Here is a 24,574-nt window from a genome sequence, read left to right as displayed (position 1 = left end):
TCACGGAGCCGTGAGTGGCCCCGCGAAATTTCAGTCCTCGTAACGGCGGGGGCGGTCGCCCCCACGGTCGCGGCGGGGACCGCGATCGCCACGGTCGGAGCGCTCGCGACGCTCACCGCCCTCTTCGCCCTCGGGGCGGGGACGCTTGGCGCCGACCTGCTCGGTGATGTCCGCGCCCGTCTGCTGGTCAACGACCCGCATGGAGAGCTTCACCTTGCCACGGTCGTCGAAGCCGATGACCTTGACCTTCACCTTGTCGCCCACCGAGACGACGTCGGAGGTCTTGCTCACCCGCTCCTGGCCCAGCTCGGAGATGTGGACTAGGCCGTCCTTGGAGCCGAGGAAGTTCACGAAGGCGCCGAAGTCGGCCACCTTCACGACGGTGCCGTTGTAGATCGCGCCCACCTCGGCCTCGGCCGTGATGCCGCGGATGCGGTCGATCGCGGCCTGGGTCGCCTCGGTGCTGCTCGACGCGATCTTGATCGTGCCGTCGTCCTCGATGTCGATCTTGGTGCCGGTCTGCTCGACGATCTCGCGGATCACCTTGCCGCCGGTTCCGATGACCTCGCGGATCTTCTCCTTCGGCACGTTGATCACCGTGATGCGCGGCGCGGTGGCCGCGACATCCGTGCGGGAGCCGGACAGGCCCTTCGCCATCTCGCCGAGGATGTGGACGCGGCCGTCCTTGGCCTGCTCCAGCGCCGTCTTCATGATGTCGAAGGTGATGGACGTGATCTTGATGTCCATCTGGAGCGCGGTGATGCCCTGCTCCGTGCCGGCCACCTTGAAGTCCATGTCGCCGAGGTGATCCTCGTCGCCCAGGATGTCGGAGAGCACGGCGAAGCCGCGATCCTCCTTGATCAGGCCCATGGCGATGCCCGCCACCGGCCGCTTCAGGGGAACGCCGGCATCCATCAGCGACAGGGAGGTGCCGCAGACGGTCGCCATGGAGGAGGAGCCGTTGGACTCCGTGATCTCCGACACGACGCGGATGGTGTAGGGGAACTTCTCCTTCTCCGGCAGCAGCGGGTGCACGGCGCGCCAGGCCAGCTTGCCGTGCCCGACCTCGCGGCGGCCCGGGGAGCCCATGCGGCCCGTCTCACCCACCGAGTAGGGGGGGAAGTTGTAGTGCAGCATGAAGTCCTCGCGGTACTCGCCCGCGAGGGCGTCGATGATCTGCTCGTCCTGGCCCGTGCCGAGGGTGGCCACGCAGAGCGCCTGCGTCTCGCCGCGGGTGAAGAGGGCGGAGCCGTGGCTGCGCGGCAGGATGCCGACCTCGGCCACGATCGGGCGCACGGTCTTGGTGTCGCGCCCGTCGATGCGCATGCCCGTGTCCAGGATCGCGTTGCGGACCACGTCCGCCTCGAGCTCCTTCAGCATGCCCTTGGCCGCGGCCGTATCCAGGCCCTCGGCCTCGAGCTGGGCGATGATCTTCTTCTTGACTTCGCCCACCTTGCCGTAGCGGACCTGCTTCTGCGTCTCCTTGTAGGCCTCGGCCATGTCGGCGCGGCCCAGCTCGGAGATGCGGGCCTTCAGCGCCGTCTCGCCCTCGGTCGTCTCGGTCAGCGCCCAGGGCTCCTTGGCCGCGCGCTCGGCCAGCTCGATGATGCCCTGGATGACGGTCTGGAAGGCCTTGTGGCCGAACTCCACGGCGCCGAGCATCACCTCCTCGGTGAGCTCCTTCGCCTCGGACTCCACCATCAGCACGCCCTCGGCCGTGCCGGCGACCACCAGTTCCAGCTCGCTGGTCTTAATCTGCTCCAACGTCGGGTTCAGGATGTACTCGCCGGCGGCGTAGCCGACGCGCGCGGCCGCGATCGGCCCGAAGAAGGGAATGCCGGAGAGCGTCAGGGCGGCGGAGCAGCCGACCATCGCCACGATGTCCGGGCTGTTCTCCAGGTCATGGGACAGCACGGTGGCCACCACCTGCACCTCGTTCCGGAAACCCTCCGGGAAGAGCGGGCGGATCGGGCGGTCGATCAGGCGGGAGGTGAGGGTCTCGAACTCGGAGGGACGGCCCTCGCGCTTGAAGAAGCCGCCGGGGATCTTGCCCGCGGCGAAGGCCTTCTCCTGGTAGTTCACGGTCAGCGGGAAGAAGTCCTGGCCCGGCTTCACGGAGCGGGCGCCCACCGCGGTGCAGAGGACGATGGTATCGCCCAGGCGGGCGAGAACGGCGCCGTCGGCCTGGCGGGCGATCTTGCCCGTCTCCAGCGTCAGGGTCTTGCCGCCCCAGTCGATGTCCTTGCGGTAGTAGCTGTCGAACATGCGTTCATCCTGTCCGCCCCGCGCGGCCGGATTGCCGGACGGGGCATGGTGTTGCGACATGGATGGGATGAAGGGTCTCTGCGCCCCCGCCCGGTTTGGCGGGGTGCCCGGCGTCTCGGGCGGCATGGGGTCCGCCGCGGGGTCGCCGCGAACGGGGTTCCATGTGGCCGGAAACGCCGCGGCGCGGCCGTTCCTGTCAGCCCACCGCATGCGCGGAGGGCGGGTGAACCCTTCGGCGCACCCGGCGGGCGGCTATATGAGGGCTTCAGCCGGCAAAGGCCAGGAAAAAGGCACCCGGCCGGACGCAGGGCCACCCCTGGCCAGCCTCTCGTCTATCGGGGCGGGTTGCAATCCTGTCATCCAGCACCCAGATCATCCCTGCCAGTGCTGGCCCAGACCGTCCGCCGACCCGCTGAGGACGCCGGGCCGCCAGTTCCGGTTCCCAGCCCACGAGGGCCGGAGGCTCTCCGGTCCTCGGGGTACACCAGACCGAAAGATACGCGACGATGGCTACCGGCACCGTGAAGTGGTTCAACGCGACCAAGGGCTATGGCTTCATCCAGCCGGATGACGGCTCCAAGGACGTGTTTGTCCACGTTTCGGATGTTCAGCGCGCGGGCCTGCGCGGCCTGAACGAGGGCGACAAGCTCTCCTTCGACGTCCAGAAGGACCCGAAGGGCAAGATGTCCGCTTCCAACCTCCAGCTGGCCTGAGAGGTGGGGCGGCCCGCCGCCCCGGAACTCGGCTCCAGAGCACGGGCGGGCGCCGCGGCTAGATGGCTGCCGGCGCCCGTTCTGCATCCGGCCCTCAACCGGCTGTTTACCGGCGGGCCGCTAACCCGGGATCACGCAACATCATGATCCCGTCACGGGCCCGTCCCGCCTTCGTCCCATTTCCGGGTGAATGCTGGCGGGCTCAGGAACCGTCCCGGCGACCATGCGTTGCCGCCGGGGCCAACGAGAGAAGACCATGAATATCCAGAGCATCGACCATCGGCCGGCCCCGAGCCTGCCGCACACCGCCCCCCGGCCCGCCGAGGCCGGGACCCTCAGCGCCGCAGAGATCCGCCAGATCGTCCGCGAGGTGCTGGGCTAAGGGCCGACCGGCCCTTCGAAGGAGGGCCCCTTGAAGGAGGGAATGGGGCTTCAGCCCCGCCTCTCATAGGTGCCGATCAGGCACCCTTTCGCCAGGACGCCCGGACCGAGGACCTTCCTCAGCGCCCCGCGCCCCGGCGAGCCCGCCAGCGGCTCCGGCCGCCCGTGCAGGGCGAAGACCTGGAAGGCGTAGCGATGCGGCCCATGCCCCGGCGGCGGATCCGGCGGCAGCCAGGCCTTCCCGAGATACGAGTTCCGCCCCATCCCCAGCCCCGGCAGGCCCGGCCGCCCGGGCCCTGGCAGGTCCCCCGCCGCTAGCCCGCCATCACCCGCCGGCAGCCCGGTCACGATGGCGTGGACCAGCGGCTTCGGCGTGGGGCTGTCCGCGTCCTCCACCACCAGCAGCAGCGCCCCGGTGCCGGGCGGCACCCCCGCCCAGGCGAGCGGCGGGGAGAGCCCGGGCCCGTCCGCCGTGTGCAGGGCCGGGATGGCCCCGCCGCCCGGGAAGGCCGGGCTGCTCACCTCGATCACCGCCGGCACGTTCACCCCGGCGAAGAGCAGCGCGTTGATGCCGGGCCGCATCCCCGACAGAGCCCGGCCAAGACCGGCGGGCAGAGCTTGCAGCATGGTCGGACACCTCCTGGCTGTGCGTGAGGGACGCGCGCAACCCCCACCGGGTTGCGGCAGCCGCGCAGTCCGGCCGTTCCGCCCTCCCTCCCCCCTCTCCGCTTTGTGGGGTGCCGGGCGCGGGCGCGCGGGCGATGCAGCGGGGCATGAGCACCGAAGACCCCTCCGCGCCGGGTGCGGCCTGGATGGCGGCCGCCCGCCCGGCCGCCAATCCCCTCTGCGACGCCTTCTTCCGGGTCGCGGAGAGCGTCTATGTCGGGCCGGAGAACGGCATGACCCCGGCCCAGTGGGAGGCGGAGCGCGTCGCCCTGCCCCAGCCGGACCTGCCGCTCCGCATCCCGGGCTGGGCCGCCACGGCCGATCTGGCGGGGCATGAAGAGGCCCTGGCGGATCATTTCGAACGACTGATCCGCACCGCCCGCGCGCACGGCAGGGTGGCGGCGCTGGCCCAGCCCTTTCCCTATTTCTCTGTGCGGCCCGCGATCCTCGATGGGGCCGAGGCGCTCGCCTCCTGGCCCTGGAGCGACACCCTGCCCGAGGCCCTGGGGGCGCTGGAGGCGATGGCCGGCGCCAGCAGGGCCGCGCCGAGCTCCGTGATCCTGGACGACCAGGACCAGGGCTGGCGCCTGTGCCTCGTCGCCGGGCCGGAAGGCGTCCTCATGGCGGAATGGGATGCGGAAGGACCGCCAGCGGACGGATGGCGACTGGAAGCGGCCACCCTGGCGGAGCAGGCGGCCGCGGCGCGGGACCGGCTTCGGGCCGTGCACGCGCGCCTTGTCCGGCTGCTCGGGCGGGATCTGTGGGCGTGACGGACAGGCCGGGCACCCCGGGCGAGGCCGTGCCGAAGCATCGCCGGCCGTACCGCCTGCTCCTGCTGATCCCTCTCGCAGCACTGGCTGTGGCCTTCGCGCCCGAAGGACGCCTGCGATGCGACGAGCCCTGGGTGCGCGTGCCGAGCCCGGACGGCGCCTGGGCGCTGGAGCTGTGCCGTGTGCCAATGCTTTTCGCCATGCCCGGCGGCAGCGGCGACGCGCCGGGCTGGATCGTCCTGCGCGACGCCGAGGGCGCGATCCGCGGCGTGTCCTGGCTCGGCATGGTGCAGGAATACGGCGCCAGCGGGCCGGCGGAGTGGGGCCGGCGGCGGGTCAGCGTTCCCCTCGTCGCGGAACTGCCGCTGGCGCCGGCCTCGGGGCCGCTGGCCCGATGGTGGGATGACCGGATCTGGCGGCTGCGCGCCCTGCTCGGCGTGGTGCCCACGGACGAGGATTTTCACTGAGGCCGGTCAGCGCCGCCCGATGAGCAGGCCGGAGAGCAGCTTCGAGGGGCGGAAGCGTGCCCTGCCCGCGCGCCCTTACCTCAGCCGCCGTCCCGGCCGCGGGCGCGCAGCCGCAGCATGCTGATCACCGCCCCCAGGGTTGCCATGGCGCAGGCCAGGGTCAGCGCCGTGGTCGGCCCGGCGATCGGCATGCCGGGCATCCAGCCCAGGACGAGCCCTACCAGGGCGGCGCCCGTGGTCTGGCCGAGCAGCCGGGCGGTGGCGAGCATGCCACTGGCGCCGCCCGCCCGCTCCGGCGGCGCGGCGCCGACCATGGTGCGGTTGTTGGGGGTCTGGAACAGGCCGAAGCCGAAGCCGCAGAGGGCCATGCGCCAGACGATGTCCGCCGCCTGCGGGTGGGCGGGCAGCAGGGCGAGCAGGCCGAGGCCCGCGGCCATCAGCACCAGCCCGACCCCGCCGAGGAGCCCGGCCGGGAAGCGATCCATAAGGCGCCCGGAGAGAGGGGCGGCGACGGCGGTGGCAAGGAACCAGGGCGTGGTGAGCAGGCCGGCATGGAAAACGCTGAAGCCGAACCCGGTCTGCAGCAGGAAGGGCAGGCCGGAAAAGGCGAGGGCCTGCGCCATGAAGCTGCAGATGGAGGTGCCGATCGAGAGGGCGAAGACCGGGATGCCCAAGAGGTCCAGCGGCAGGAGGGGGCGCGGGCGGCCGGTCTGCCGCCGCACCAGCCAGGCCCCGGCCCCGAGGCCCGCGGCGATGGTGAGCACGGAGGTGAGCCCGGCCCCGCCATGCGCCAGGGAGTCCAGGCCGAGGATGAGCAGGCCGAAGGTGGAGGCGGAGAGGAGGGCGCTGACCCAATCGAAGCGGTGCCCGCCGCGCGGTGTCTGCGGCAGGGCGCGCAGGCCGAGGACGAGGGCGAGGATCCCAAGCGGCACGTTCACCGCGAAGATCCACGGCCAATCCGCGACGCCGAGGATGAGCCCCGCCACGGTCGGGCCCGCCGCGGCGGCGGTGGAGACGACCATGGCGTTCAGCCCCAGCCCGCGCGCCAGCCGCGCGCGGGGCTGGATGAAGCGGATGAGGGCGGAGTTCACGCTCATCAGCCCCGCCGCGCCGAAGCCCTGGGCGGCGCGGCCCGCGACCAGCCAGCCGAAGCTGTCCGCCATGGCGCAGCCGAGGGAGGCAAGGGTGAAGAGGACGAGGCCGGAGAGGTAGATCCGCCGGTAGCCCACGATCTCCCCAAGCGCCGCCAGTGGCAGGAGGGAGACGGTGACGGCGAGCTGGTAGGCGTTGGTGGCCCAGATGATGTCGGAGGGCGGCACGTTCAGGGCGCGGCCGATGGTCGGCAGGGCGGCGGTCCCGATCGTGCCGTCGATGACGGACATGGTGATGCCGAGGGCCAGCCCCGCCGTGGCCCAGTGCCGGCGCGGCACCGGAAGGCCATCGGGCCGGGAGGGTTCGGGCGGTGTGCGGGAAGGTTCGGGGGGCTGCAGGGACGTCTCGCTCCGGCGGGGCCGCGCGTCGGCTCTTCCGCCCCTTCCTGCGCCCGATGCGCGGGCTTGGCTACCCGTCAGCCCGGCGCGTCCGCCGCGACCTCAGCGCGGGTGCCGCCGCTGACCCGCAGGAGCTCCGCCGGGGTGGAGGGGAAGACGCTGCGCGGGCTGCCGGCGGCCGCCCAGACCTCCGCATGGGCGAAAAGGGCATCGTCCACCAGCACCACGGGCGGGGTGAGGTGGCCCAGCGGCGCCACGCCGCCGATGGCGAAACCCGTCGCCTCCCGCACCCAGCGCCCCTCCGCCCGGCCGATGGAGAGGCCGGTCAGGGCCGCCACCTTCTCCGGGTCCACGCCATGGGCGCCGCTGGCCACGACCAGTACCGGGTGCTCCGCGCCGTCCGGGGCGGTGCCCCTGAAGATCACGGACTTGGCGATCTGCCCGACCTCGCAGCCCACGGCGCGGGCGGCATCGGCGGCGCTGCGCGTGCCCTCCGGGAACTCCCGCACCGCGTCCGGGTGGCCCGCCGCGCGCAGGGCAGCCCGCACCCGCGCGACGGAGCCGCCGTCTTTCCCTTCCCCTGCCGCCATGACCATATCCCCCCAGTGGACAACAACGTGATCGAAGCCCTGACCCTGGCCCCGGCCGCCGCCACGTCCGACGCAACCGCGGCGTCCGACGCGACCGCGGCGGAGCCCCTGGCCCTCTACATCCACTGGCCCTTCTGCGCCGCCAAGTGCCCGTACTGCGACTTCAACTCCCACGTCCGCCCGGGGGTGGACGCGGCGCGCCACGGCCGCGCCCTGCTGGCGGAGCTGGAGCACGAGGCGGCGCGGGCGGGGCGCCGACGGCTGGCGAGCATCTTCTTCGGCGGCGGCACCCCCTCCCTCATGCCACCGGAGGCCGTGGCTGCGCTGATCGCCCGCGCGACGGCGCTGTTCGAGCCCGCGGGCGACCTCGAGATCACGCTGGAGGCAAACCCGACGAGCGTGGAGGCCGGGAAGCTGCGGAAATTCCGCGCGGCGGGGGTGAACCGGCTCTCCCTCGGCGTGCAGGCGCTGGACGCCGCCTCCCTGGGTTTCCTCGGCCGCAACCACTCGGCGGGCGAGGCGGTGGCGGCGCTGGAGCACGCCCGCGCCACCTTCCCGCGCCTCTCCTTCGACCTGATCTACGCGCGCCCCGGCCAGTCCGAGGCGGCTTGGCGGGCGGAGCTGCGCCGTGCCCTGTCGCTCGCGGCCGACCACCTCTCGCTCTACCAGCTGACGGTGGAACCTGGCACGCGCTTCGCCACCGAGCACGCCCGCGGCGCCTTCCGCTTGCCCGAGGGCGACGAGGCCGCCGCCCTCTACGCTGCCACCGCCGAGGAGGCGGCGCGCTTCGGGCTGGAGCCCTACGAGGTCAGCAACTACGCGAAGCCCGGCGCGGAGAGCCGCCACAACCTGGCCTACTGGCGCTACGCCGACTACCTGGGCATCGGCGCCGGCGCGCATCAGCGGCTGACGCTGGGGGGCGACATACGGGCCGCCCGGCGCCACCGCGCGCCGGAGATCTGGCTGGAGCGCGTGGAGCGCGAGGGCCACGCAAGGGTGGAGGAGGAGGCGCTCTCCCCGGTCGAGCGCGGGCGCGAGGCGATGCTGATGGGCCTGCGCCTCTCGGAGGGCATCGACCCCGCCCGCATCGGCGCCCGCAGCGGGCTGGACTTCGACGCGGTGGTGGACCGCGCCATGCTGGATGCGCTGATGGAGGAGGGGTATCTGCGCTGGCTACCCGATGGCCGGCTGCAGGCCACCATGGAAGGGCGCCTGCGGCTGGACGCCCTGTTACCCGCGCTGCTGCGCTGACCCGGGAGGCGAGACGATGAGCGACACATCCCCCATGGCCGGCGCCATCGCCGCCGCCCAGGCCGCCTTCGCGGCGGACGAGATGATCCGGGAATCGCCCCCGGGCACCGCCGGCCGGCGGGAACGCATGGCGCGGATCATCCACGAGATCGCGGATGCCTGGGAGGTGGAGCGCGTGGACCTGACGATGGCGCTGACCCAGGCCTCCGTGCGGAAGAACTGAGGCGCGCGCCGCCGGCAAACGGCCCCGGCCTCCGACGTCATGATCCCTGGGCCGGGGCTGGTGCAGGCGGGAGAGCAAGTGCCTCACCAGGGCCCGGGTGCCGGGATTAATGTCGTAATGTCTTGACTATAATTTCGCCCCGGTGGTTCTGTTGACGGCAACGAGGACGCGTTCACGGCGGCCTGCCGACGCAGGGGACCATGCGGGAGCGATGCCGGTGGCAAGCTCTCCGGGATGTTCCTGGCCATCCGCCGCCAGAGCACGGGACGGGGCACCAAGAGGGATGTTCGGCTGATGAACGGCACGCCACGGCGCAGATTCCTGGCCCTCGCCTCCGCGGCAGCCCTCGCCACCCCGGGGATCTCGCGCGCGCAGACGGGGTCCCAGCCGCAGGCCCGCCTGATCGTGCCCTTCGCGCCGGGCGGCACGACCGACACCCTGGCCCGCCTGATCACGCCGAAGATGACGGAGCGCCTGGGCCAGACCTGGGTGGTGGAGAACCGTTCCGGCGCCAGCGGCGTGATCGGCGGCGAGTTCGTGGCCCGCTCCGCGCCCGACGGGCAGGTGCTGCTGATCAGCCCGAAGGTCCACCTGATGGCGCGCCACGTCCTCAAATCTGTCAGCTACGAGCCCTTCGCGGACTTCACGCCCGTGGCCCGCCTGGCCGAGGAGCCCTACGTGCTGATCGCGAACGCGCGCACGGTGGCGCCGGACGACGTCCGGTCCCTGGCCGGGGCGATGAAGCAGGATCCGGCGAAATACGCCTTCGCCTATCCCTCCCTGGGATCGGTCAGCCATCTCGTGGCGGCGCTCTTCGGGCGGCAGCTCGGGATCACACCGCTGACGATCGCCTATCGCGGCACGGGGCCGGCGATGAACGACCTGATGGCCGGCACGGTCGGCCTCATGGTCGCGCCGATGGCGCCCGCCATCGAGCTCATCCGCAGCCGGCAGGTGAAGGCCCTGGCCGTCGCCACGGCCGAACGGCTCCCGATTCTCCCCGACGTACCGACCCTGGCCGAGACCGGGTTTCCGAACCTGGATATCGTGGACTGGCTGGGGATCTGGGGGCCCAAGGGCCTGCCCACGGCGTCGCGGGACCGCCTCGCCGCCGCGATCCGCGCGGCGATCGAGGATCCGGGCGTCCTTCGCCGCATGCAGGAACTGGGGCTGCGGCCCGTGCGGGAGACGCCGCCCGAGTTCGACGCGCTGGTCGCACGGGAGCGCACCAACAACGAGCGCATCGTGGCCGAAGCCGGGATCGTGCCGGAATAGCCGGCCCCCGGCCCCTCCGTTCCCTGGTCGCCGGGCAGGCTGCCTCGCGTGCCTCGCAACAGCTGAAAGATCTTCGATGGCGAGTGAGCCCGTTTGGACACGCTTCCTGACCGAGCGCGACAAGGCCGTTTTCGCCGCGGCCGGCTACGGCGTGACCGCGGGATTCGGGAAGCGCCCCGTTCTGCTGGTGGTCGATGTGAGCTGGGCCTTCTGCGGCGACCGGCCGGAGCCCATCCTGGAAGCCATCAAGCGCTGGCCGAATGCCTGCGGGGCGGAGGCATGGGACGCGATCGCCGTAATCGGGCGCCTCGCCTCGGCGTTCCGGGCGCAATCCCTCCCGGTGATCTACACCACGGGCGAGAGCCGGGCGGACGGATGGGACCTGGGCTCCTGGGCCTGGAAGAACACGCGGACCGGGGACACCCTGCCCGCCTGGCGGCCCGAGCGGGACCCGAACGAGATTGTCGCGCCCATCGCGCCCCAGCCGCAGGACATCGTCATCCGCAAGCAGAAGCCCTCCGCCTTCTTCGGGACGAACCTGCCCGCTTACCTAACCTTGCTGGGCGCGGACAGCATCGTGATGGTCGGCACCACCACCTCGGGCTGCGTCCGGGCCAGCGCGGTGGACGCCTTCAGCCTGAACTACCGGGTCTCGGTGGTTGAGGACGCCTGCTTCGACCGCAGCGAGGCGAGCCACGCCATCACGCTCTGCGACCTGCACGCCAAATACGCCGACGTGGTACCGAGCAGCGATGCGCTGGACTACGTCGCGGGCCTGCCGCGGGATCTGTTCCCGAACCTGCCAAAGCCGGGCTGACGAACCCACGGGTCATTCCCGCTCCGCGCGGGGAGAGGGGGCGCCCCTCCCCCGCACGCATCACGCGCCCGGCTTGTGAACCCGCAGCGGCCCAAAGCTCTGCGCCACCGGCATCACCTGCAGCGTGTTGATGTTCACGCGCGCCGGGCGCGAGGCGACCCAGTGGACCGCGTCCGCGATGTCCTCCGGCGTCAGGGCCTCCGCGCCCTGGTACACGGCGGCGGCGCGGGAATCGTCGCCGTGGAAGCGGACGTTGCTGAACTCCGTGCCGCCGACGAGGCCGGGCTCGATGTCCGTCACCCGCACGGGCGTGCCGAAGAGATCCGCGCGCAGGTTGAGGGAGAAGTGGCGCACGAAGGCCTTGGTGGCGCCGTAGACATTGCCGCCGGGATAGGGCCATTCGCCGGCCGTGGAGCCGATGTTGACGATGTGGCCACGCCCACGCTCCACCATGCCCGGCAGCACGGCGTGGGTCAGGTACATCAGCCCCTTCACGTTGGTGTCCACCATCGTGTCCCAGTCGTCGAGGTCCGCCTTCTGCGCGGGCTGCAGGCCGAGGGCGAGGCCGGCATTGTTCACCAGCACGTCCACGGCGGACCACTCGGCGGGAAGGCCGGCGATCGCCTTCTCCACCGCCGCCCGGTCGCGCACGTCCAGCACCAGGGGCAGCACCTTCTCCGCGCCCAGCTCGTCCCGCAGCGCGTCCAGCCGCTCCGCGCGGCGGCCGGCGGCGATGATGCGCGCGCCGTCCCCCGCGAAGCGGCGGGCGATGGCCCCGCCGAAGCCCGCGGTGGCACCGGTGACGAGAACGATCATGCCGCTTCCTTCGTGTGCAGGATGGACCAGAGCTTCGAGGGCGTGGCGGGCATGTCCACATGCGTCACGCCGCGCTCGGACAGGGCGTCCACGATCGCGTTCATGACGGAGGGCAGGGCGCCGGCGCAACCCGCCTCGCCGCAGCCCTTGGCGCCCAGCACGTTGGTGCGCGCGGGCACGGGGTGGCTGGCGAAGCCGAACAGGGGCGCGTGCGCCGCGCGCGGCAGGCCGTAATCCATGTAGGAGCCGGAGAGGAGCTGGCCGTCCTCGCTATAGGCCGTCTGCTCCGTCAGGCACTGGCCGATGCCCTGCACGATGCCGCCATGCGCCTGGCCCGCGACGAGCATGGGATTCACGATGGTGCCGAAGTCGTTGACGGTGGTGTAGCGCACCACCTCCGTCTCACCCGTGTCCTCGTCGATTTCCACCTCGGCCACGTGGCAACCGTTGGGGAAGGCGCTGTCCTCGTACTGGTCGGTGGTGGAGACATCCAGGCTCTCGCCCATGCCGCGCGCGGCGACGGCGAGTTCCATGATGCTGATGCCGCGATCCGTGCCCGCGATGGCGAAGCGGCCGTCAGAGAACTCGATATCCTCCGCCGAAGCCTCAAGCACCTGGCCCGCGAGTTGGCGGCCCTTCTCGATCACCTGCGTGCTGGCGGCAACGATGGCCTGGCCGCTGGCCATCATGGAGCGCGACCCGCCCGTGCCGCCGCCGGCGATCAGCAGGTCGCTGTCGCCCTGCACCAGCCGGATGCGGTCGAAGGGCACGCCCAGGCGGTCCACCAGCACCTGCGCGAAGGGCGAGGCGTGGCCCTGGCCGTAGTCCAGCGTGCCCGTGATGATCGTCACGCTCCCGTCCTCGTCGAAGCGGATGCCGCCCATCTCCTTGTTTGGCGGCGCCGTCACCTCGAGGTACTGGCCGATGCCGATGCCCCGCAGCTTGCCGCGGCGCCGGCTCTCCGCGCGGCGGGCGGGAAAGCCGTCCCAGTCGGCGGCGGCCAGCGCCTCCTCCAGGATCGCGGGAAAGTCGCCGCTGTCGTAATTCATGCCGGACGGCGCCTTGTAGGGGATCTGATCGGCGCGGATGTGGTTGCGCCGGCGCAGATCCACCCGGTCGATCCCCATCTCCCGCGCGGCGGTGTCGATCAGCCGCTCGATGTAGAGATTGCCCTCCGGCCGCCCGGCGCCGCGATAGGCGCCGACGGGGGTGGTGTTGGTGAGCATGCAGCGGGTGGCGACCTCCACCAGCGGCGTGCGGTACACGCCGATGACGTTCTTCACCGTGTTCATGGTGGCGGGCAGCGTGGTGGCGTTGCTGAGATAGGCGCCGAGATTGGCGTAGCCCGTCACGCGCAGCGCGAGGAAGTTCCCCTCCGCGTCCAGCGCCAGCGACAGCTCGAAGTCGTGGTCGCGGCCGTGGCTGTCGGACAGGAAGCTCTCGCTGCGGGAATCCGTCCACTTCACCGGCCGGCCAAGCGTCTTCGCCGCGTGCAGCAGGGCGGGGTATTCGGGATAGACGCTGGACTTCATGCCGAAGGAGCCGCCGACATTGCCCGTCAGCACGCGCAGCCCCTCGTTCTCCACGTGCATGACCTTGGCGATGTTGCCGCGCATGCCGAACACGCCCTGGCTGCCCATGCGCAGGACGTAGCGGCCCTCCTCATAGGTCGCGAGCGCGGAGCGCGGCTCCATCGGCGAGACGACGACGCGGCTGTTGCGGATCGCCATGCGCGTGACGTGCGCGGCCCCCGCGAAGGCCGCCTCCACCGCCGCCGCGTCGCCGTAGTGAAAGTCCGAGACCAGGTTCCCCGGAACGGCGTCGTAGAGCTCCGGCGCACCCGGCGCCGCCGCGTCCCGCGCCTCCGTCACGGCAGGCAGGGGATCGATGTCCAGCACCACGGCCTCCGCCGCGTCCCGCGCGCCCTTCGCCGTCTCCGCCACCACCATCGCCACGGGGTCGCCGACGAAGCGCACCTTGTCCGTCGTCAGCACCGGCTGCACCGCCGTGCGGGCGGGCGAGCCGTCGCGGTTCTTCTGGGTGATGCCCACCGGCATGGGCCCGATCCCCGCCGCCTCCAGGTCGCGCCCGGTGATCACCGCCAGCACGCCCGGCATCGCCAGGGCCTCCGCCACCTCGATCCCGCGGATGACCCCGTGGGCATAAGGGCTGCGGACCATCACCGCATGGGCCTGCCCGGGCAGGGAGAGATCGTCGCTGTAGCGGCCCTCGCCCCGCAGCAGCACAGGGTCCTCCTTGCGGGAAACGGGCTGGCCGATGCCGAACTTCAGCCGCGAGGGATCGATCGGAGCGTTCATGGAGGCGTCCTGTCGGGCATGCGGCCGGGATACCCGGCCCTCGGCCCAAGTTGGGCCGGGATACTGCGGTGCGGAAGCCCCCTCACGCGCATTCCAGGTCCTGTCCTGGGGTGGCGGTCTGTGGCCAGGGAGAGGAAGAAGGAATTCCTCCTCTCCCCGGACCCCTCACCATCATCTTTTTCTATGGGTTGGTCTGGGCTTCGCTGACGGTGCGCCTCGGCTGGTAGAGCCGAGGCGACTGGAAGGGCAGGACCGGGGCCTGATCGCCAGCGCCTCGCCGCACGTCAGTCTCGCGGCAGCCCGAGCCAGGAGGCAGAGCCCCCTGGGTCCAAGCAGCGCCCGACCTCATTCCCCGCGTGGCAAGGGGTTGCGGCCGCGGAACTCCCGGCTGGTCAGCAGGGCCTGCCGCACCTCGTGCAGCGGGCGGCCGACCAGGCCGGTCCCCGCTTCGGATTCCGGCACGCGGTCAAGCAGCATGCGGAAGAGGAAGCCTACCTCCTCGGCCGTGGTGGGGCGGTTCCGGTCCATCCAGATCCTGCCCTGCTCCTCCAGGAAGCGGGCCAGGCGCTTCTGGCGGTGTTCCGTCTGCATGGCCAGGGATTCGGCCATGATGTGGGAAACGGCGCCCTCCACCCCATCGGCCAGGTGGTGCTCGGGGCCCTCCATCCACTGCATGCCCTCGAAGCCCATGTCGCGGAACACACTCCCGTCGAAGGAGGAGCCGCGCTCGCCGATGTAGCGGGCAAAGCAGACCTCGCTCATCACGCGCGCGATCCCCAGCGCGTCGCAGCCCAGCGTCTTCGCCGTGTCCTGGGAGGAGAAGGGGCGGGAGACCGGCAGGGCCTCCATCCAGCGGAAGATCGCGAGGTGGTCGCGGTAGGCGTAATCGGCCGCGTCCACGATTCGGTCGTAAGGCGCCATGAAGTCGCGCAGGCGGCGCCAGGCATCCCGCTTCAGCCCGAAGCCCCAGTTGTGCTGCATCCGCACCAGCCAGGCATAGGGGCCGGTGGGGGCGATGTGGTGGTCGCCATAGGCGGCGAAGTAGCCGATGCGCGGGTCGCGTTCCGCCAGCGCGCGCAGCTCCGCCATCATCCGCAGGTAGTCCGGGCCCAACTCCAGGTCGTCCTCGAAGAAATAGGCCAGCTCCGCGCCCAGCGCCTCAAAAGCCAGCACCTCGCCGCGGCGGATGTTGGCGGCGATGCCGAGGTTGTGGGGGGCGGCCGCGACCTGGCCGCGCGGGAAGTGGCGGCGGAAGGCGGCAATGGAAGCCGCCACCTGCGCGTCCTCCGCGTAGCGCAGGCCGGTCCGGGGCGAGACGGCGCCGTCCTGGAGCAGGAAGACCCGGCGAGGATCGAGGATGACGCCCCGCTGCCGGAGAAGGGAGGCGCAGACGCGGTCGAGGTAGTCCGGGCGGTTGAAGGCGAAGAGGATCACCGGCACGTCCAGCACGGCGGGCGCGGGCCCCGCGTGCAGCGCGGGCGTGGGGGGCGCGTCGCTCAATCCTGCCGCTCCATCAAGGTGGTGCCCGGCGTAGGGCGGGGCGGGAGGCGTGGCAACGGGTCAGCCCCCTTCCCTCCCGATCTCCAGCGCCCGCGCATAGACCTGCCGCCGCGGCAGGCCGGTGGCGGCCGCCACCATCGCCGCCGCGTCGCGCAGCGATTCGCCGGCGGCCAGGGCCGCGCGCAGACGGGCATCCACCTCGTCCGCCCCGCCCGGCGCATCCGCCTCCGCGGGGCCGACCACCACCACGATCTCGCCCCGCGCGGCGTTCGCGGCGTAGTGGGCCGCGAGTGCCGGCAGCGAATCGCGCCGCACCTCCTCGAAGCGCTTCGTCAGCTCCCGCGCCACCGCCGCCGGGCGGTCCCCGAAGCCCTCCGCCAGGGCGGCGAGGCACTCGGCCAGCCGGTGCGGCGCCTCGAAGAACACCAGCGTGGCGGAAAGCCCCGCGCCTTCCGCCGCGCGCAGCCGGGCGATGGCGTCGCGCCGCGCGCCCTCCTTCGGCGGCAGGAAGCCGTTGAACAGGAAGGGCAGCGGCGGCAGGCCGGAGAGGGTGAGGGCCATCACCGCCGCGTTCGGGCCGGGCACGGCGGAGACATGCAGCCCCGCCTCCATCGCCGCGCGCGCCAAGCGGTAGCCGGGGTCGCTCACCAGCGGCGTGCCGGCATCGGAGACGAGGGCGAGCCGCGCGCCGTCCCGCAGGCGCCCGAGCAGATTCGGAACCTCGGCGGCCTCGTTGTGGTCGTGCAGCGCGCGCAGCGGCGTGCCGATGCCGTGGCGCGCCAGCAGCGGCGCCGTGACCCGCGTGTCCTCGCAGAGGACGAGGTCCGCCGCGCGCAAGGTCACAAGCGCGCGGGAGGAGAGGTCGCCCAGGTTGCCGATGGGGGTCGCGACCAGCCATAACCCCGGTGCAAGGGCGGTTTTCGTGCCGCCGCCAGCCGAAGGGGCCCTGCGTGCATCCTCGCCAGTTTCGCCGGGTTCCGGCCCCGCGTCCTCCTCTCCCTGCAAGTGCCCACCCCCGCGCTGCGTCCATGGCGCGCCGCCTCGGAACCGTCGCGGCGCTGATGGGCGTTGTGGCGCTGGCCGCCTGCGCCCCGCAACCCCGCCCTGCCCTCTACGGCCGCCCGGGCGGCTCGCTCTTCGGCGGCTCCACCCTGGGCTCTGCCCCCGCGCCGCAGGAAGCGCCGATGGCAAAGGTGGCTGTGCTGCTGCCGATGTCCGGCCCGCAGGGCGCGCTGGGCCCGGCCATGATGAACGCCGCCACCCTCGCCCTGTTCGATTCGGGCGTGCGGGGAGTGGAGCTGGTGCCGCGCGACACCACGGGCAGCGCCGGCGGCGCCTCCGAGGCGGTGCGCAACGCCATCTCGGACGGCGCGCGCGTGGTGGTGGGCCCGCTGACGGGCGCCGAGACCGCCGCGGCCGCCGGGCAGGCCCGCGCCGCCAGCGTGCCCGTCCTCGCCTTCACCAACGACGCGGAGCAGGGCGGCAACGGCGTGTGGGTGACGGGCATCACCCCTTCGCAGCAGGTGCGGCGCCTGCTGGCCTCGGCACAGACGGCCGGGATCCAGCGCGTCGGCCTCGCCGGGCCGGAAGGTCCTTTCACACGCCAGCTCGCCGCCGCGCTCCGCAACGCGACGCGGGAGGCGGGGCTGCCGCCGCCCGTCGTCGTCACCTATCCCAATGGCGCCTCCCGCTCCCAGGCGGCGGGGATGGTGGCGCAGCAGGCCGGGTCGGAAGGGCTGGGCCTGCTCATCCTCGGGGAGAGCGGGGCACAGGCGCGAGAGATGGCGGCGGCCCTGGCCGGCGCCGGACTGCCCGTTCCGCCGCTGCGCCTGGGCGGCACGGTACTCTGGGCGAATGACGCTTCGCTGGCGGCGGAACCCGCCCTGGGCGGGGCCTTGGTGCCCGGGCCGGACCCGCTGTCGCGCAACGGCTTTGAGAGCCGCTACCAGGCCGCCTTCGGCGAACGCCCGCCGCGCCTGGCCGCCACCGCCTACGACGCCACGACCGCCGCCCTGCGCGGCATGCGGGGCGGCGATCCGCGGGCGCAGGCCCAGCTGCCGATCGGGGAGCCGCTGCAGGGTGCCGACGGCGCCTTCCGTCTCCTGCCCAACGGCCAGGTGCAGCGCGCCCTGGCGCTCTACGCCCTCACCCCCGGGGCCGAGCCGCGGATGATTGAGCCCGCGATCCTGCCCGGCTCCGCCGGGTCCTGAACCCGCGCCTCTCCCGGCGCGCCATGCTGCGCGCCGTGGCGCTGGTGGGCGGCGTGCCCTCGGTGGCGCTGCTCGTTCTCATCCTGGCCGGCTGGGCGGAGCCCCTGCCGGCCTTCCTCGCCCTCCTCGTCACCCTCGTGGCCGCCCTCCTCTTCGGCTGGGCCTGGCTGACCACGCTGGCGGGGCTGGAGGCGGACCTGCGCGCCGCGGCGGAGGGGAAGCCCGTGCCGCCGCGCCCGCCGATCCTGCCGGCCGCCGCGCGGGTGGCGGAATCCGCCGCCCGCCTCGCCCGCGGGCTGGCGGAGCGGGAGGCGATGCTGCGCCAGCTCCGCCGGACCGACGCCGCTATCATCGAGGCCCTGCCCGACCCGCTGCTGGTGATGGGAGAGGACGGGCAGGTGCTGCGCGCCAACTCGGCCGCGCGCCGCTTCTTCGGCACCGGGCCGGACGGCGTGGCCGACACGGCGGCCCTGCTGCGCCACCCCCGCATCGCCACCGCGGTGGACGCCGCCCTGTCCGAGGGCGGGCCGCAGACGGCGGAGGCGGTGCTGCCCCTGCCCGTGTCGCGGGACATCTCCATCCACGCCGTCCCGCTGGACCCGCCACTCTCCGACGGCGGCTGCCTCCTGCTCGTGCTGGCGGACCGCACCCAGGCACGGGCGGCGGAGCGGATGCGGGCGGATTTCGTGGCCAATGCCAGCCATGAGCTCCGCACGCCGCTGGCCTCCATCATCGGCTTCGTGGAGACGCTGCGGGGCCCGGCCAAGGACGATCCGGAGGCGCATTCCCGCTTCCTCGGCATCATCGCCACGCAGGCGGAGCGGATGCGGCGCCTGATCGAGGACCTGCTCGGCCTCTCCCGGATCGAGATGGCCGAGCACCGCGCACCGGAGGGCGAGGCGCGGCTGGACGCCCTGGCGCGGGACGAAGCGGCCGCCATGGCCCCCATCCTGGCAGCCCGAAACGTGAACCTGGCCCTGGACCTGAGCCCCGCCACCGCCACGCCCGCCGATGCCGGGGAATTGGCCCAGGTGCTGCGCAACCTGCTGGAGAACGCGGTGCGCCACGGGCGGGAGGGCGGAACGGTGCGCCTTTCCGTCCGCCACCTGGCCGTGCCGGAGGGCGGGCTGGCCCCGGGCGTGATGCTCAGCGTCGCCGATGACGGGCCGGGCATCGCCCGGGAGCACATCCCCCGCCTGACCGAGCGCTTCTACCGCGTGGATGCCGGCCGCAGCCGCGCCGCCGGCGGCACGGGGCTGGGCCTGGCCATCGTGAAGCACATCGTAGGGCACCACCGCGGGCAGCTGCTGATCGACAGCACGCCGGGGCAGGGAACGGTGATGCGGGTGTGGCTGCCCGGGCGGTGAGGCGCGGGCGACACGGGGTTCCCGCCTTCCCTCCCCGGGGGCAACCGCCCGGCCGGTCCCCCGTTGAGTCGCCCATCCAGAGAGGGGCAGCAACAATGGTCCGACCGATTCTGATCCCGGCCCTGCGGGCAAGCGGGGCCCGCCGCCCCCGGGCCCCGCCCGGGCCGTCAACCCGGCCAGGGCCGGAAAGTGAGAAGGGCCGGAGGGGTATCCCCTCCGGCCCTTCCCGTTCCCGATCATGCCCCGCCTCAGGCGGCGGCGCGGCCGGCCTGGGGATCCAGGCGGTAGCCGCCGCCCTCCGTGAGGAGGAGGGAGGCCGCCGCCGGGTCCGGCTCGATCTTCTGGCGGAGACGGTAGATGTGCGTCTCCAGCGTATGGGTGGTGACGGCGGCGTTGTAGCCCCACACCTCGTTCAGCAGGATCTGGCGCCCCACCGGCCGGCCACCGGCGCGGTAGAGGAACTTCAGGATCGCGCATTCCTTCTCGGTCAGGCGAATCCGGCGGTTGCGGCCGGGGTCCTGCAGCATCTTGGCCGAGGGGCGGAAGGTGTAGGGCCCGATGACGAAGACCGCGTCCTCGGAGTTGTCGAAGCCGCGGAGCTGGGCGCGCAGGCGGGCCAGCAGCTCCATGATGCGGAACGGCTTGGCGATGTAGTCGTTCGCGCCCGAATCAAGCCCGCGCACCACATCCTGCTCCCCGTCCGCGCCGGTGAGCATGATGATCGGCACCTTCAAGCCGGCACGGCGCAGTTCCGCGCACAGGTCGCGGCCGTCGCCGTCCGGCAGGCCAATGTCCAGCAGCACGGCATCGAAGCGCGAGCCGTCGGCGAGCAGGATCTGGCCGGCCTCCGCCTTCGAGGCGGCCTCGCTCGGGGCGAACTCGCCATCGACAGCCAGTTGCTCGGACAGCGTGGCGCGCAGCGCCGGGTCGTCGTCCACGATCAGGATCGGACGGGGGTCCGACATGCACCCTCCCGTTGATAGCTATGGTTCGCCCAGTGGAACGGGGCAATCCCGGAGCCGTGAAGTCGGGATATGGGGCCAATCTGCCCAAAGCGGCAAGTCTTGGCTCTCTTTTTCGTGGGCATGAGGTGGAAGCAGGGCGGCTTCCACGGGAATGAGCCCTTCCGACGACCATGCTCTTACCATATTGCTGGGGAAATATGCAGACCGGGCCATCATAGGTTGCCCTGAGCATGGGAGCAGGAATGGCCGACGCGTCGACATGGGCTCCGGCATCTCTCCCCCCGGGGCACTCGCAGGCCGTTGATCCTCGCGCGGCGGGAATGCGGGCCGTGCACCGGGCCGTTTCCGATCTGCGCCGCGGAACGCCCGTGCTGCTGGAGGGCGGGGGCGAGGCGCTCGTCCTCGCCGCCGCCGAGACGGTGGGCGCGCGCGGGCTGGCCGAGCTCGCCGGGGCGGCGCTGGCCCCGCCCGTGCTGCTGCTGGCCGCCCCCCGCGCGGCCGTGGTGCTGGCCCGCCCGGTGCCCGCCACGGGGCCGGAGGAGGCGCCGGCCGCGATCCGCCTCTCCCCTGCCCTGCTCGATCCCGATTCGCTGCGGCGCATGGCCGACCCCGTGGCCGACCAGCTGCTGCCGGAATCGCCGCAAGCCGCGCCGGCGCCCGGCTTCTCCCAGGCGCTCTCGCCCGCGGCCATCGCCCTCGGCAAGGTCGGGCGGCTGCTGCCTGCCCTTGTCGCCGCGCCCGCCTCGGCGGCCGCGGGGGCGCGGCTGGGCCTGCTCTCCGTCTCCGTGGCCGAGGTGCTGGCCTACCCGGCCTCCGCGGCCACCAGCCTGACCCGCGTGGCGGAGGCCCGCGTGCCGCTCGAGGACGCGCCGGAGGCCCGCATCGCCGCCTTCCGCGCCGCCGATGGCGGGATCGAGCATCTGGCGATCCTCGTGGGCCGGCCGGAGGAGGCCGGGGCGACGGCGCCGCTCGCCCGCATCCACTCCGAATGCTTCACCGGCGACCTGCTGGGCAGCCTGCGCTGCGATTGCGGCCCGCAGCTGCGCGGTGCCATCGCCCGCATGGCGGCCGAGGAGAGCGGCGGCGTCCTGCTCTATCTGGCCCAGGAGGGACGGGGCATCGGGCTGGTGAACAAGCTGCGCGCCTACACGCTACAGGATGGCGGGCTGGACACGCTCGATGCCAACCGCGCCCTGGGCTACGGCGCCGACGAGCGCGACTTCCGCGTGGCCGCGACCATGCTGGAGGCCATCGGCATCCCCCGGATCCGCCTGCTGACCAATAACCCGGACAAGGTGGCGGGGCTGGCGGCCTGCGGGATCGAGGTGACGGGGCGCGTCTCCCACCTCTTCGCCGCCAACGGGGTGAACGACGCCTATCTGGCGACGAAGAAGGCGCGCTTCGGGCACCTGCTGGGGTAGGCGGCCTCACCCGGGGGCGCCGGCCGGGCCTGCTCTGGCCGCGGCACACGGCTTGCGCCGGCCTCGCCCGTGCAGGCCAGGAGCGTGCCGTGACCCACATCGTTCCCAACACCGCCTCCCCCGAGGGCTGGGGCATGTTCGCCGGCTATGTCTATGGCGGCAGCCGCCCGGCGCCCGATGGTGGCCCGCCCCTCTTCGGGGAAGAAGCGACGCCGATGCCGGTCGAGGCCACCTTCGACGAGCTGCTGGAGGCGCTGAACCCCCTGCAGTATGTGCCGGGCGTGGGCACGGCCTACCGGGCGGTGACCGGGGATTCCGCCCCTATCGCGGCCCGCATCCTCGTCGGCACCGCGCTGGGCGGGCCCGTGGGGTTCCTCGGCGGCGTCGCCTCCGCCGTGCTGGACATCACCGGCTTCTTCGGCTCGCTCCAGGCCGTCGCGGACGGGCGCGACCAGCCCACTGCCTTCCTCGCCTGGGGGCAGACGGCCGATCCCGCCACCATCGCCCGCGCCCGCATCGCCTATGAGGAGCAGATGCGCGGCAACATGGCCTGAGGTGGGGCCTGAGGTGGTAAGAGGCGGCACATGACCCTCGCCCGCCTGGAAGGCTCCCACCTGATTCTGCAGCGCGACCGCTGGCGCTGCGCCACCGGCCGCGGCGGCATCCGCGACGACAAGAGCGAGGGCGACGGCGCCACGCCCCGCGCCACCCTGCCGCTCCGCCGCGTGCTCTACCGCGCGGATCGCGGCGCCGCGCCGCGCTGCGCCGTGCCCGTGGAGCCGATCGGCCCGGATGACGGCTGGTGCGACGACCCGGCCAGCCCCGCCTATAACCGCCCGGTCGCCCTGCCCCACGAGGCCCGGCACGAGAGGCTGTGGCGGGAGGACCACGTTTACGACATCATCGGCGTGCTTGGCTGGAACGACGACCCGGTGGTGCGCGGGCGCGGCAGCGCCATCTTCCTCCACCTCGCCCGGCCGGACTACGACCCGACCGAGGGCTGCATCGCCCTGGCCGGGCCCGACCTGCGGGCGGTGCTCGCGGCGGGGCTCACCGGGATCGAGGTGGCCTAGGGGCTGGCCGGGGCGGAGAGGCGCCTACCGCCCGCCGCGCTTCACGGCGCCGGAGGAAGCCCCCGCCGTGCTACCGCCGCCGGTCCCAAGGCTGCCGAAGCCCGCGCCCGGTCCTCCGCCCGGCGCGGTGCCGCTCGGCTGGTGAGATGTCGCGATGCCGCCGGCGCCTGTATTGACCCCGCCAGGGTTGGTCCCGGTCGCCGTGCCGGCCTCGCTCGCCTTGTCGGCAAGCCGATCGGCCGGCGACCGCTGATCGTCCGACGCTTTCCGTTCCGTCATGCCCGTCTCCTGTCGCTCAGGTCCTGATTCAGCGCCGCGGGCCACCTGCCCTTCTTGTCCAGGGCCGCCCGACCTCGCAGCCACGGATCCGTCGCTCCCCGCCGTGTCGGACCTGGCACCGGCCTGTTCCGGCCCCGGCCGCCCATGGCGGGAACCCGCCTCGGTCCAGAAGGAGGTCAAACGGCCACGGGATCGAAGCGTTGCCCGCCCGCGAGTCCGGAAGCACCCTCCTGACAGCCCACGAGGGAGGCGCGCCCCCGCGACCGGTCAGTGGCGCCCCGCACCGCGCCTGCCCGCGATCCTCGCCGCGGCCTCCTCGGCGGCCTCCATCGCGGCCCCCACCTCGTCCCGGTAGCCCGAGATGAGCGGGAGGGCCTGCCTGCCGTCCCCGCATTCCTCGACGACGAAGCGGATGGAGGCCGGAGCCTCGGTGGAGGTCACCGAGAGCCTGAGCCCGCATTCGCCATCGGCGACCATCTGCGGCCCACCCTTCATGCGCCAGAGCATGCGTCCCATGGGCTCCTCCGAAAAAGGAGCCGCCTTACCGACCGGCGACCTGGCCGTCGCTATCGTAGGAAAGCGGATTCGCTGTTCGCATGCCCCGCGCAGCACACCGTCCCGTGCGCTCTCAGGACTGCGAAGCGGGACCGTATCGCCGGTTAATTCAGCCTGCGACCCGCACGTCTACAGCAGATCGCCGGAGGGCGGCATCGCCCGGAAGCGTGGATCCCCTCTCCGATCAACAGGCCAGGACATCTGTGGTGCACGCATGTGAACCAGAGATGCCCCGGCCTTCCGCACCTGCCGCAGAGCGGAGGCGGTCCGCCAGCCGACCGCCGACGAAGGAGCTTCAGCCACATGTCCGACAGCCGCCCCACGCCGCCCTTGCCAGAGCAGCAGCAACCGGTTCCCGGAAGCACCGAGGCGATGAGCCCCCGCCCCGACCACGGCGAGAGCAGCTATCGCGGTTCGGGCCGCCTCGCGGGCAAGGCGGCCGTGATCACCGGCGCAGATAGCGGCATCGGCCGCGCCGTCGCCATCGCCTTCGCGCGCGAGGGGGCGGATGTCCTCATCTCCTATCTGAACGAGGATGAGGACGCGCGGGAGACCGCCCGCTGGGTGGAGGAAGCCGGCCGCAAGGCGGTGCTGGTGCCCGGCGACATCTCCGGGCGTGAGCATTGCGAGGCGATCGTGGCGAAGGCGGTGGAGGCCTTCGGGCGCATTGACGTACTGGTGAACAACGCCGCGCACCAGATGACCTTCGAATCCATCGAGGAGATCCCGGACGAGGAGTGGGACCTCACCTTCAAGACGAACATCTACGCGATGTTCCGCATCACCAAGGCGGCGGTGAAGCACATGAAGCCCGGCAGCTCCATCATCAACACCACCTCGATCAACGAGGACAAGCCCACGCCGCAGCTGCTGGCCTATGCGACTACCAAGGGAGCCATCGCCAACTTCACCGCCGGCCTGGCCCAGCTCCTCGCCGAGAAGGGCATCCGCGCCAACAGCGTCGCGCCCGGCCCGATCTGGACGCCCCTGATCCCCTCCACCATGCCGGCGGAGAAGGTGAAGAGCTTCGGCCAGCAGACCCCGATGAAGCGCCCGGGCCAGCCGGCGGAACTCGCGCCGGTCTACGTGCTGCTGGCCTCGGACGAGGCGAGCTACGTCTCCGGAGCCATGATCCCCGTCACGGGGGGGGACTCCGATCCTC

General features: G+C 72.6%; 24 protein-coding genes and 1 pseudogene. 14 read left to right on the top strand and 11 right to left on the bottom strand.

Going from position 1 to position 24,574, the window contains the following annotated elements:
* Nucleotides 1–30: 30 nt before the first annotated feature.
* Nucleotides 31–2,265, bottom strand: coding sequence for a polyribonucleotide nucleotidyltransferase (gene pnp, locus NRP21_RS07610; RefSeq protein WP_257715584.1), 2,235 nt, complete (start codon nt 2,263–2,265; stop codon nt 31–33).
* Nucleotides 2,266–2,771: 506 nt separating this feature from the next.
* On the opposite strand from pnp, the gene NRP21_RS07605 reads away from it, so the two are divergent.
* Both NRP21_RS07605 and NRP21_RS07600 read left to right on the top strand, forming a co-directional pair.
* Nucleotides 2,772–2,978, top strand: coding sequence for a cold-shock protein (locus NRP21_RS07605; RefSeq protein WP_257715583.1), 207 nt, complete (start codon nt 2,772–2,774; stop codon nt 2,976–2,978).
* Between the two features lie 256 nt (nt 2,979–3,234).
* Nucleotides 3,235–3,360 carry a hypothetical protein gene (locus NRP21_RS07600; RefSeq protein WP_257715582.1) on the top strand — a complete coding sequence of 42 codons (126 nt, stop codon included), beginning with the start codon at nt 3,235–3,237 and terminating at the stop codon, nt 3,358–3,360.
* A 50-nt stretch (nt 3,361–3,410) separates the two neighbouring features.
* Here the strand turns inward: NRP21_RS07600 and NRP21_RS07595 are convergent, their stop codons facing one another.
* On the bottom strand, nt 3,411–3,986 hold the full coding sequence (locus NRP21_RS07595; RefSeq protein ID WP_257715581.1) for a YbhB/YbcL family Raf kinase inhibitor-like protein: 576 nt from the start codon (nt 3,984–3,986) through the stop codon (nt 3,411–3,413).
* Nucleotides 3,987–4,132: 146 nt separating this feature from the next.
* On the opposite strand from NRP21_RS07595, the gene NRP21_RS07590 reads away from it, so the two are divergent.
* Both NRP21_RS07590 and NRP21_RS07585 read left to right on the top strand, forming a co-directional pair.
* On the top strand, nt 4,133–4,795 hold the full coding sequence (locus NRP21_RS07590; RefSeq protein ID WP_257715580.1) for a hypothetical protein: 663 nt from the start codon (nt 4,133–4,135) through the stop codon (nt 4,793–4,795).
* Nucleotides 4,792–5,262, top strand: coding sequence for a hypothetical protein (locus NRP21_RS07585; RefSeq protein ID WP_257715579.1), 471 nt, complete (start codon nt 4,792–4,794; stop codon nt 5,260–5,262). The genes NRP21_RS07590 and NRP21_RS07585 overlap by 4 nt, the downstream gene beginning before the upstream one ends.
* Before the next feature lie 80 nt (nt 5,263–5,342).
* On the opposite strand, the gene NRP21_RS07580 is transcribed toward NRP21_RS07585, so the two are convergent.
* Both NRP21_RS07580 and NRP21_RS07575 read right to left on the bottom strand, forming a co-directional pair.
* The gene (locus NRP21_RS07580) at nt 5,343–6,692 is read right to left on the bottom strand and encodes an MFS transporter (RefSeq protein WP_257715578.1); all 1,350 of its coding nucleotides are present in this window, start codon (nt 6,690–6,692) and stop codon (nt 5,343–5,345) included.
* 137 nt (nt 6,693–6,829) lie between these two features.
* On the bottom strand, nt 6,830–7,342 hold the full coding sequence (locus NRP21_RS07575; protein ID WP_257715577.1) for a YbaK/EbsC family protein: 513 nt from the start codon (nt 7,340–7,342) through the stop codon (nt 6,830–6,832).
* A gap of 45 nt (nt 7,343–7,387) precedes the next feature.
* Here NRP21_RS07575 and hemW point away from each other — a divergent pair, with 45 nt between their 5' ends.
* From hemW to NRP21_RS07555, 4 genes are all read left to right on the top strand, one after another.
* Nucleotides 7,388–8,593 carry a radical SAM family heme chaperone HemW gene (gene hemW, locus NRP21_RS07570; RefSeq protein ID WP_257715805.1) on the top strand — a complete coding sequence of 402 codons (1,206 nt, stop codon included), beginning with the start codon at nt 7,388–7,390 and terminating at the stop codon, nt 8,591–8,593.
* Between the two features lie 16 nt (nt 8,594–8,609).
* Nucleotides 8,610–8,816: a hypothetical protein gene (locus NRP21_RS07565; RefSeq protein ID WP_257715576.1), complete on the top strand. Its 207-nt coding sequence runs from the start codon at nt 8,610–8,612 to the stop codon at nt 8,814–8,816.
* Between the two features lie 294 nt (nt 8,817–9,110).
* Nucleotides 9,111–10,091: a Bug family tripartite tricarboxylate transporter substrate binding protein gene (locus tag NRP21_RS07560; protein WP_257715575.1), complete on the top strand. Its 981-nt coding sequence runs from the start codon at nt 9,111–9,113 to the stop codon at nt 10,089–10,091.
* A 76-nt stretch (nt 10,092–10,167) separates the two neighbouring features.
* Nucleotides 10,168–10,908: an isochorismatase family protein gene (locus NRP21_RS07555; protein WP_257715574.1), complete on the top strand. Its 741-nt coding sequence runs from the start codon at nt 10,168–10,170 to the stop codon at nt 10,906–10,908.
* Nucleotides 10,909–10,968: 60 nt separating this feature from the next.
* Here NRP21_RS07555 and ydfG read toward each other — a convergent pair whose 3' ends face one another.
* The 4 genes from ydfG to rsmI form a co-directional block, all read right to left on the bottom strand.
* Nucleotides 10,969–11,724, bottom strand: a complete 756-nt coding sequence (gene ydfG, locus NRP21_RS07550; protein ID WP_257715573.1) for a bifunctional NADP-dependent 3-hydroxy acid dehydrogenase/3-hydroxypropionate dehydrogenase YdfG — start codon at nt 11,722–11,724, stop codon at nt 10,969–10,971.
* Nucleotides 11,721–14,042: a xanthine dehydrogenase family protein molybdopterin-binding subunit gene (locus NRP21_RS07545; protein WP_257715572.1), complete on the bottom strand. Its 2,322-nt coding sequence runs from the start codon at nt 14,040–14,042 to the stop codon at nt 11,721–11,723. Before NRP21_RS07545 ends, ydfG begins: the two co-directional genes overlap by 4 nt.
* A gap of 345 nt (nt 14,043–14,387) precedes the next feature.
* The gene (locus NRP21_RS07540) at nt 14,388–15,542 is read right to left on the bottom strand and encodes a hypothetical protein (protein ID WP_257715571.1); all 1,155 of its coding nucleotides are present in this window, start codon (nt 15,540–15,542) and stop codon (nt 14,388–14,390) included.
* A gap of 60 nt (nt 15,543–15,602) precedes the next feature.
* The gene (rsmI, locus tag NRP21_RS07535; protein ID WP_408639611.1) at nt 15,603–16,547 is read right to left on the bottom strand and encodes a 16S rRNA (cytidine(1402)-2'-O)-methyltransferase; all 945 of its coding nucleotides are present in this window, start codon (nt 16,545–16,547) and stop codon (nt 15,603–15,605) included.
* 23 nt (nt 16,548–16,570) lie between these two features.
* Here rsmI and NRP21_RS07530 point away from each other — a divergent pair, with 23 nt between their 5' ends.
* Both NRP21_RS07530 and NRP21_RS07525 read left to right on the top strand, forming a co-directional pair.
* A complete protein-coding gene (locus NRP21_RS07530; protein ID WP_257715570.1) occupies nt 16,571–17,752 on the top strand; it encodes a penicillin-binding protein activator in 1,182 nt (393 codons plus the stop codon).
* A 23-nt stretch (nt 17,753–17,775) separates the two neighbouring features.
* A complete protein-coding gene (locus NRP21_RS07525) occupies nt 17,776–19,119 on the top strand; it encodes an ATP-binding protein (RefSeq protein ID WP_257715569.1) in 1,344 nt (447 codons plus the stop codon).
* Between the two features lie 248 nt (nt 19,120–19,367).
* Here NRP21_RS07525 and NRP21_RS07520 read toward each other — a convergent pair whose 3' ends face one another.
* Nucleotides 19,368–20,084, bottom strand: coding sequence for a response regulator transcription factor (locus NRP21_RS07520; RefSeq protein ID WP_257715568.1), 717 nt, complete (start codon nt 20,082–20,084; stop codon nt 19,368–19,370).
* A gap of 320 nt (nt 20,085–20,404) precedes the next feature.
* Between NRP21_RS07520 and ribA the strand changes: the two genes are divergently transcribed.
* The 3 genes from ribA to NRP21_RS07505 all read left to right on the top strand — a co-directional run bounded on the left by ribA (nt 20,405) and on the right by NRP21_RS07505 (nt 22,578).
* On the top strand, nt 20,405–21,505 hold the full coding sequence (ribA, locus tag NRP21_RS07515) for a GTP cyclohydrolase II RibA (protein ID WP_257715567.1): 1,101 nt from the start codon (nt 20,405–20,407) through the stop codon (nt 21,503–21,505).
* An 89-nt stretch (nt 21,506–21,594) separates the two neighbouring features.
* Complete coding sequence (locus NRP21_RS07510) at nt 21,595–22,059, top strand: hypothetical protein (protein ID WP_257715566.1); 465 nt, start codon at nt 21,595–21,597, stop codon at nt 22,057–22,059.
* Between the two features lie 30 nt (nt 22,060–22,089).
* On the top strand, nt 22,090–22,578 hold the full coding sequence (locus NRP21_RS07505) for a L,D-transpeptidase family protein (protein WP_257715565.1): 489 nt from the start codon (nt 22,090–22,092) through the stop codon (nt 22,576–22,578).
* Nucleotides 22,579–22,602: 24 nt separating this feature from the next.
* Here the strand turns inward: NRP21_RS07505 and NRP21_RS07500 are convergent, their stop codons facing one another.
* Entirely contained in the window at nt 22,603–22,857 is a 255-nt protein-coding gene (locus NRP21_RS07500; protein WP_257715564.1) for a hypothetical protein, read from the bottom strand.
* Nucleotides 22,858–23,124: 267 nt separating this feature from the next.
* On the bottom strand, nt 23,125–23,373 hold the full coding sequence (locus NRP21_RS07495; RefSeq protein WP_257715563.1) for a hypothetical protein: 249 nt from the start codon (nt 23,371–23,373) through the stop codon (nt 23,125–23,127).
* Nucleotides 23,374–23,715: 342 nt separating this feature from the next.
* Here NRP21_RS07495 and NRP21_RS07490 point away from each other — a divergent pair.
* Nucleotides 23,716–24,561 (top strand): annotated as a pseudogene (locus NRP21_RS07490) (SDR family oxidoreductase); the annotation flags it as partial.
* Nucleotides 24,562–24,574 lie beyond the last annotated feature (13 nt).

This window comes from Roseomonas populi, from assembly GCF_024594815.1.
Lineage (GTDB): Bacteria > Pseudomonadota > Alphaproteobacteria > Acetobacterales > Acetobacteraceae > Roseomonas > Roseomonas populi.
This window is presented reverse-complemented; position numbering and strand designations above follow the sequence as displayed.

Bases quoted from the DNA above. Each gene is read 5' to 3' on its own strand.
- pnp (WP_257715584.1), bottom strand. From the start codon at position 2,265: ATGTTCGACAGCTACTACCGCAAGGACATCGACTGGGGCGGCAAGACC.
- NRP21_RS07605 (WP_257715583.1), top strand. From the start codon at position 2,772: ATGGCTACCGGCACCGTGAAGTGGTTCAACGCGACCAAGGGCTATGGC.
- NRP21_RS07600 (WP_257715582.1), top strand. From the start codon at position 3,235: ATGAATATCCAGAGCATCGACCATCGGCCGGCCCCGAGCCTGCCGCAC.
- NRP21_RS07595 (WP_257715581.1), bottom strand. From the start codon at position 3,986: ATGCTGCAAGCTCTGCCCGCCGGTCTTGGCCGGGCTCTGTCGGGGATG.
- NRP21_RS07590 (WP_257715580.1), top strand. From the start codon at position 4,133: ATGAGCACCGAAGACCCCTCCGCGCCGGGTGCGGCCTGGATGGCGGCC.
- NRP21_RS07575 (WP_257715577.1), bottom strand. From the start codon at position 7,342: ATGGCGGCAGGGGAAGGGAAAGACGGCGGCTCCGTCGCGCGGGTGCGG.
- NRP21_RS07565 (WP_257715576.1), top strand. From the start codon at position 8,610: ATGAGCGACACATCCCCCATGGCCGGCGCCATCGCCGCCGCCCAGGCC.
- NRP21_RS07560 (WP_257715575.1), top strand. From the start codon at position 9,111: ATGAACGGCACGCCACGGCGCAGATTCCTGGCCCTCGCCTCCGCGGCA.
- NRP21_RS07555 (WP_257715574.1), top strand. From the start codon at position 10,168: ATGGCGAGTGAGCCCGTTTGGACACGCTTCCTGACCGAGCGCGACAAG.
- ydfG (WP_257715573.1), bottom strand. From the start codon at position 11,724: ATGATCGTTCTCGTCACCGGTGCCACCGCGGGCTTCGGCGGGGCCATC.
- NRP21_RS07545 (WP_257715572.1), bottom strand. From the start codon at position 14,042: ATGAACGCTCCGATCGATCCCTCGCGGCTGAAGTTCGGCATCGGCCAG.
- NRP21_RS07530 (WP_257715570.1), top strand. From the start codon at position 16,571: ATGGCGCGCCGCCTCGGAACCGTCGCGGCGCTGATGGGCGTTGTGGCG.
- NRP21_RS07525 (WP_257715569.1), top strand. From the start codon at position 17,776: ATGCTGCGCGCCGTGGCGCTGGTGGGCGGCGTGCCCTCGGTGGCGCTG.
- NRP21_RS07520 (WP_257715568.1), bottom strand. From the start codon at position 20,084: ATGTCGGACCCCCGTCCGATCCTGATCGTGGACGACGACCCGGCGCTG.
- ribA (WP_257715567.1), top strand. From the start codon at position 20,405: ATGCGGGCCGTGCACCGGGCCGTTTCCGATCTGCGCCGCGGAACGCCC.
- NRP21_RS07505 (WP_257715565.1), top strand. From the start codon at position 22,090: ATGACCCTCGCCCGCCTGGAAGGCTCCCACCTGATTCTGCAGCGCGAC.
- NRP21_RS07500 (WP_257715564.1), bottom strand. From the start codon at position 22,857: ATGACGGAACGGAAAGCGTCGGACGATCAGCGGTCGCCGGCCGATCGG.
- NRP21_RS07495 (WP_257715563.1), bottom strand. From the start codon at position 23,373: ATGGGACGCATGCTCTGGCGCATGAAGGGTGGGCCGCAGATGGTCGCC.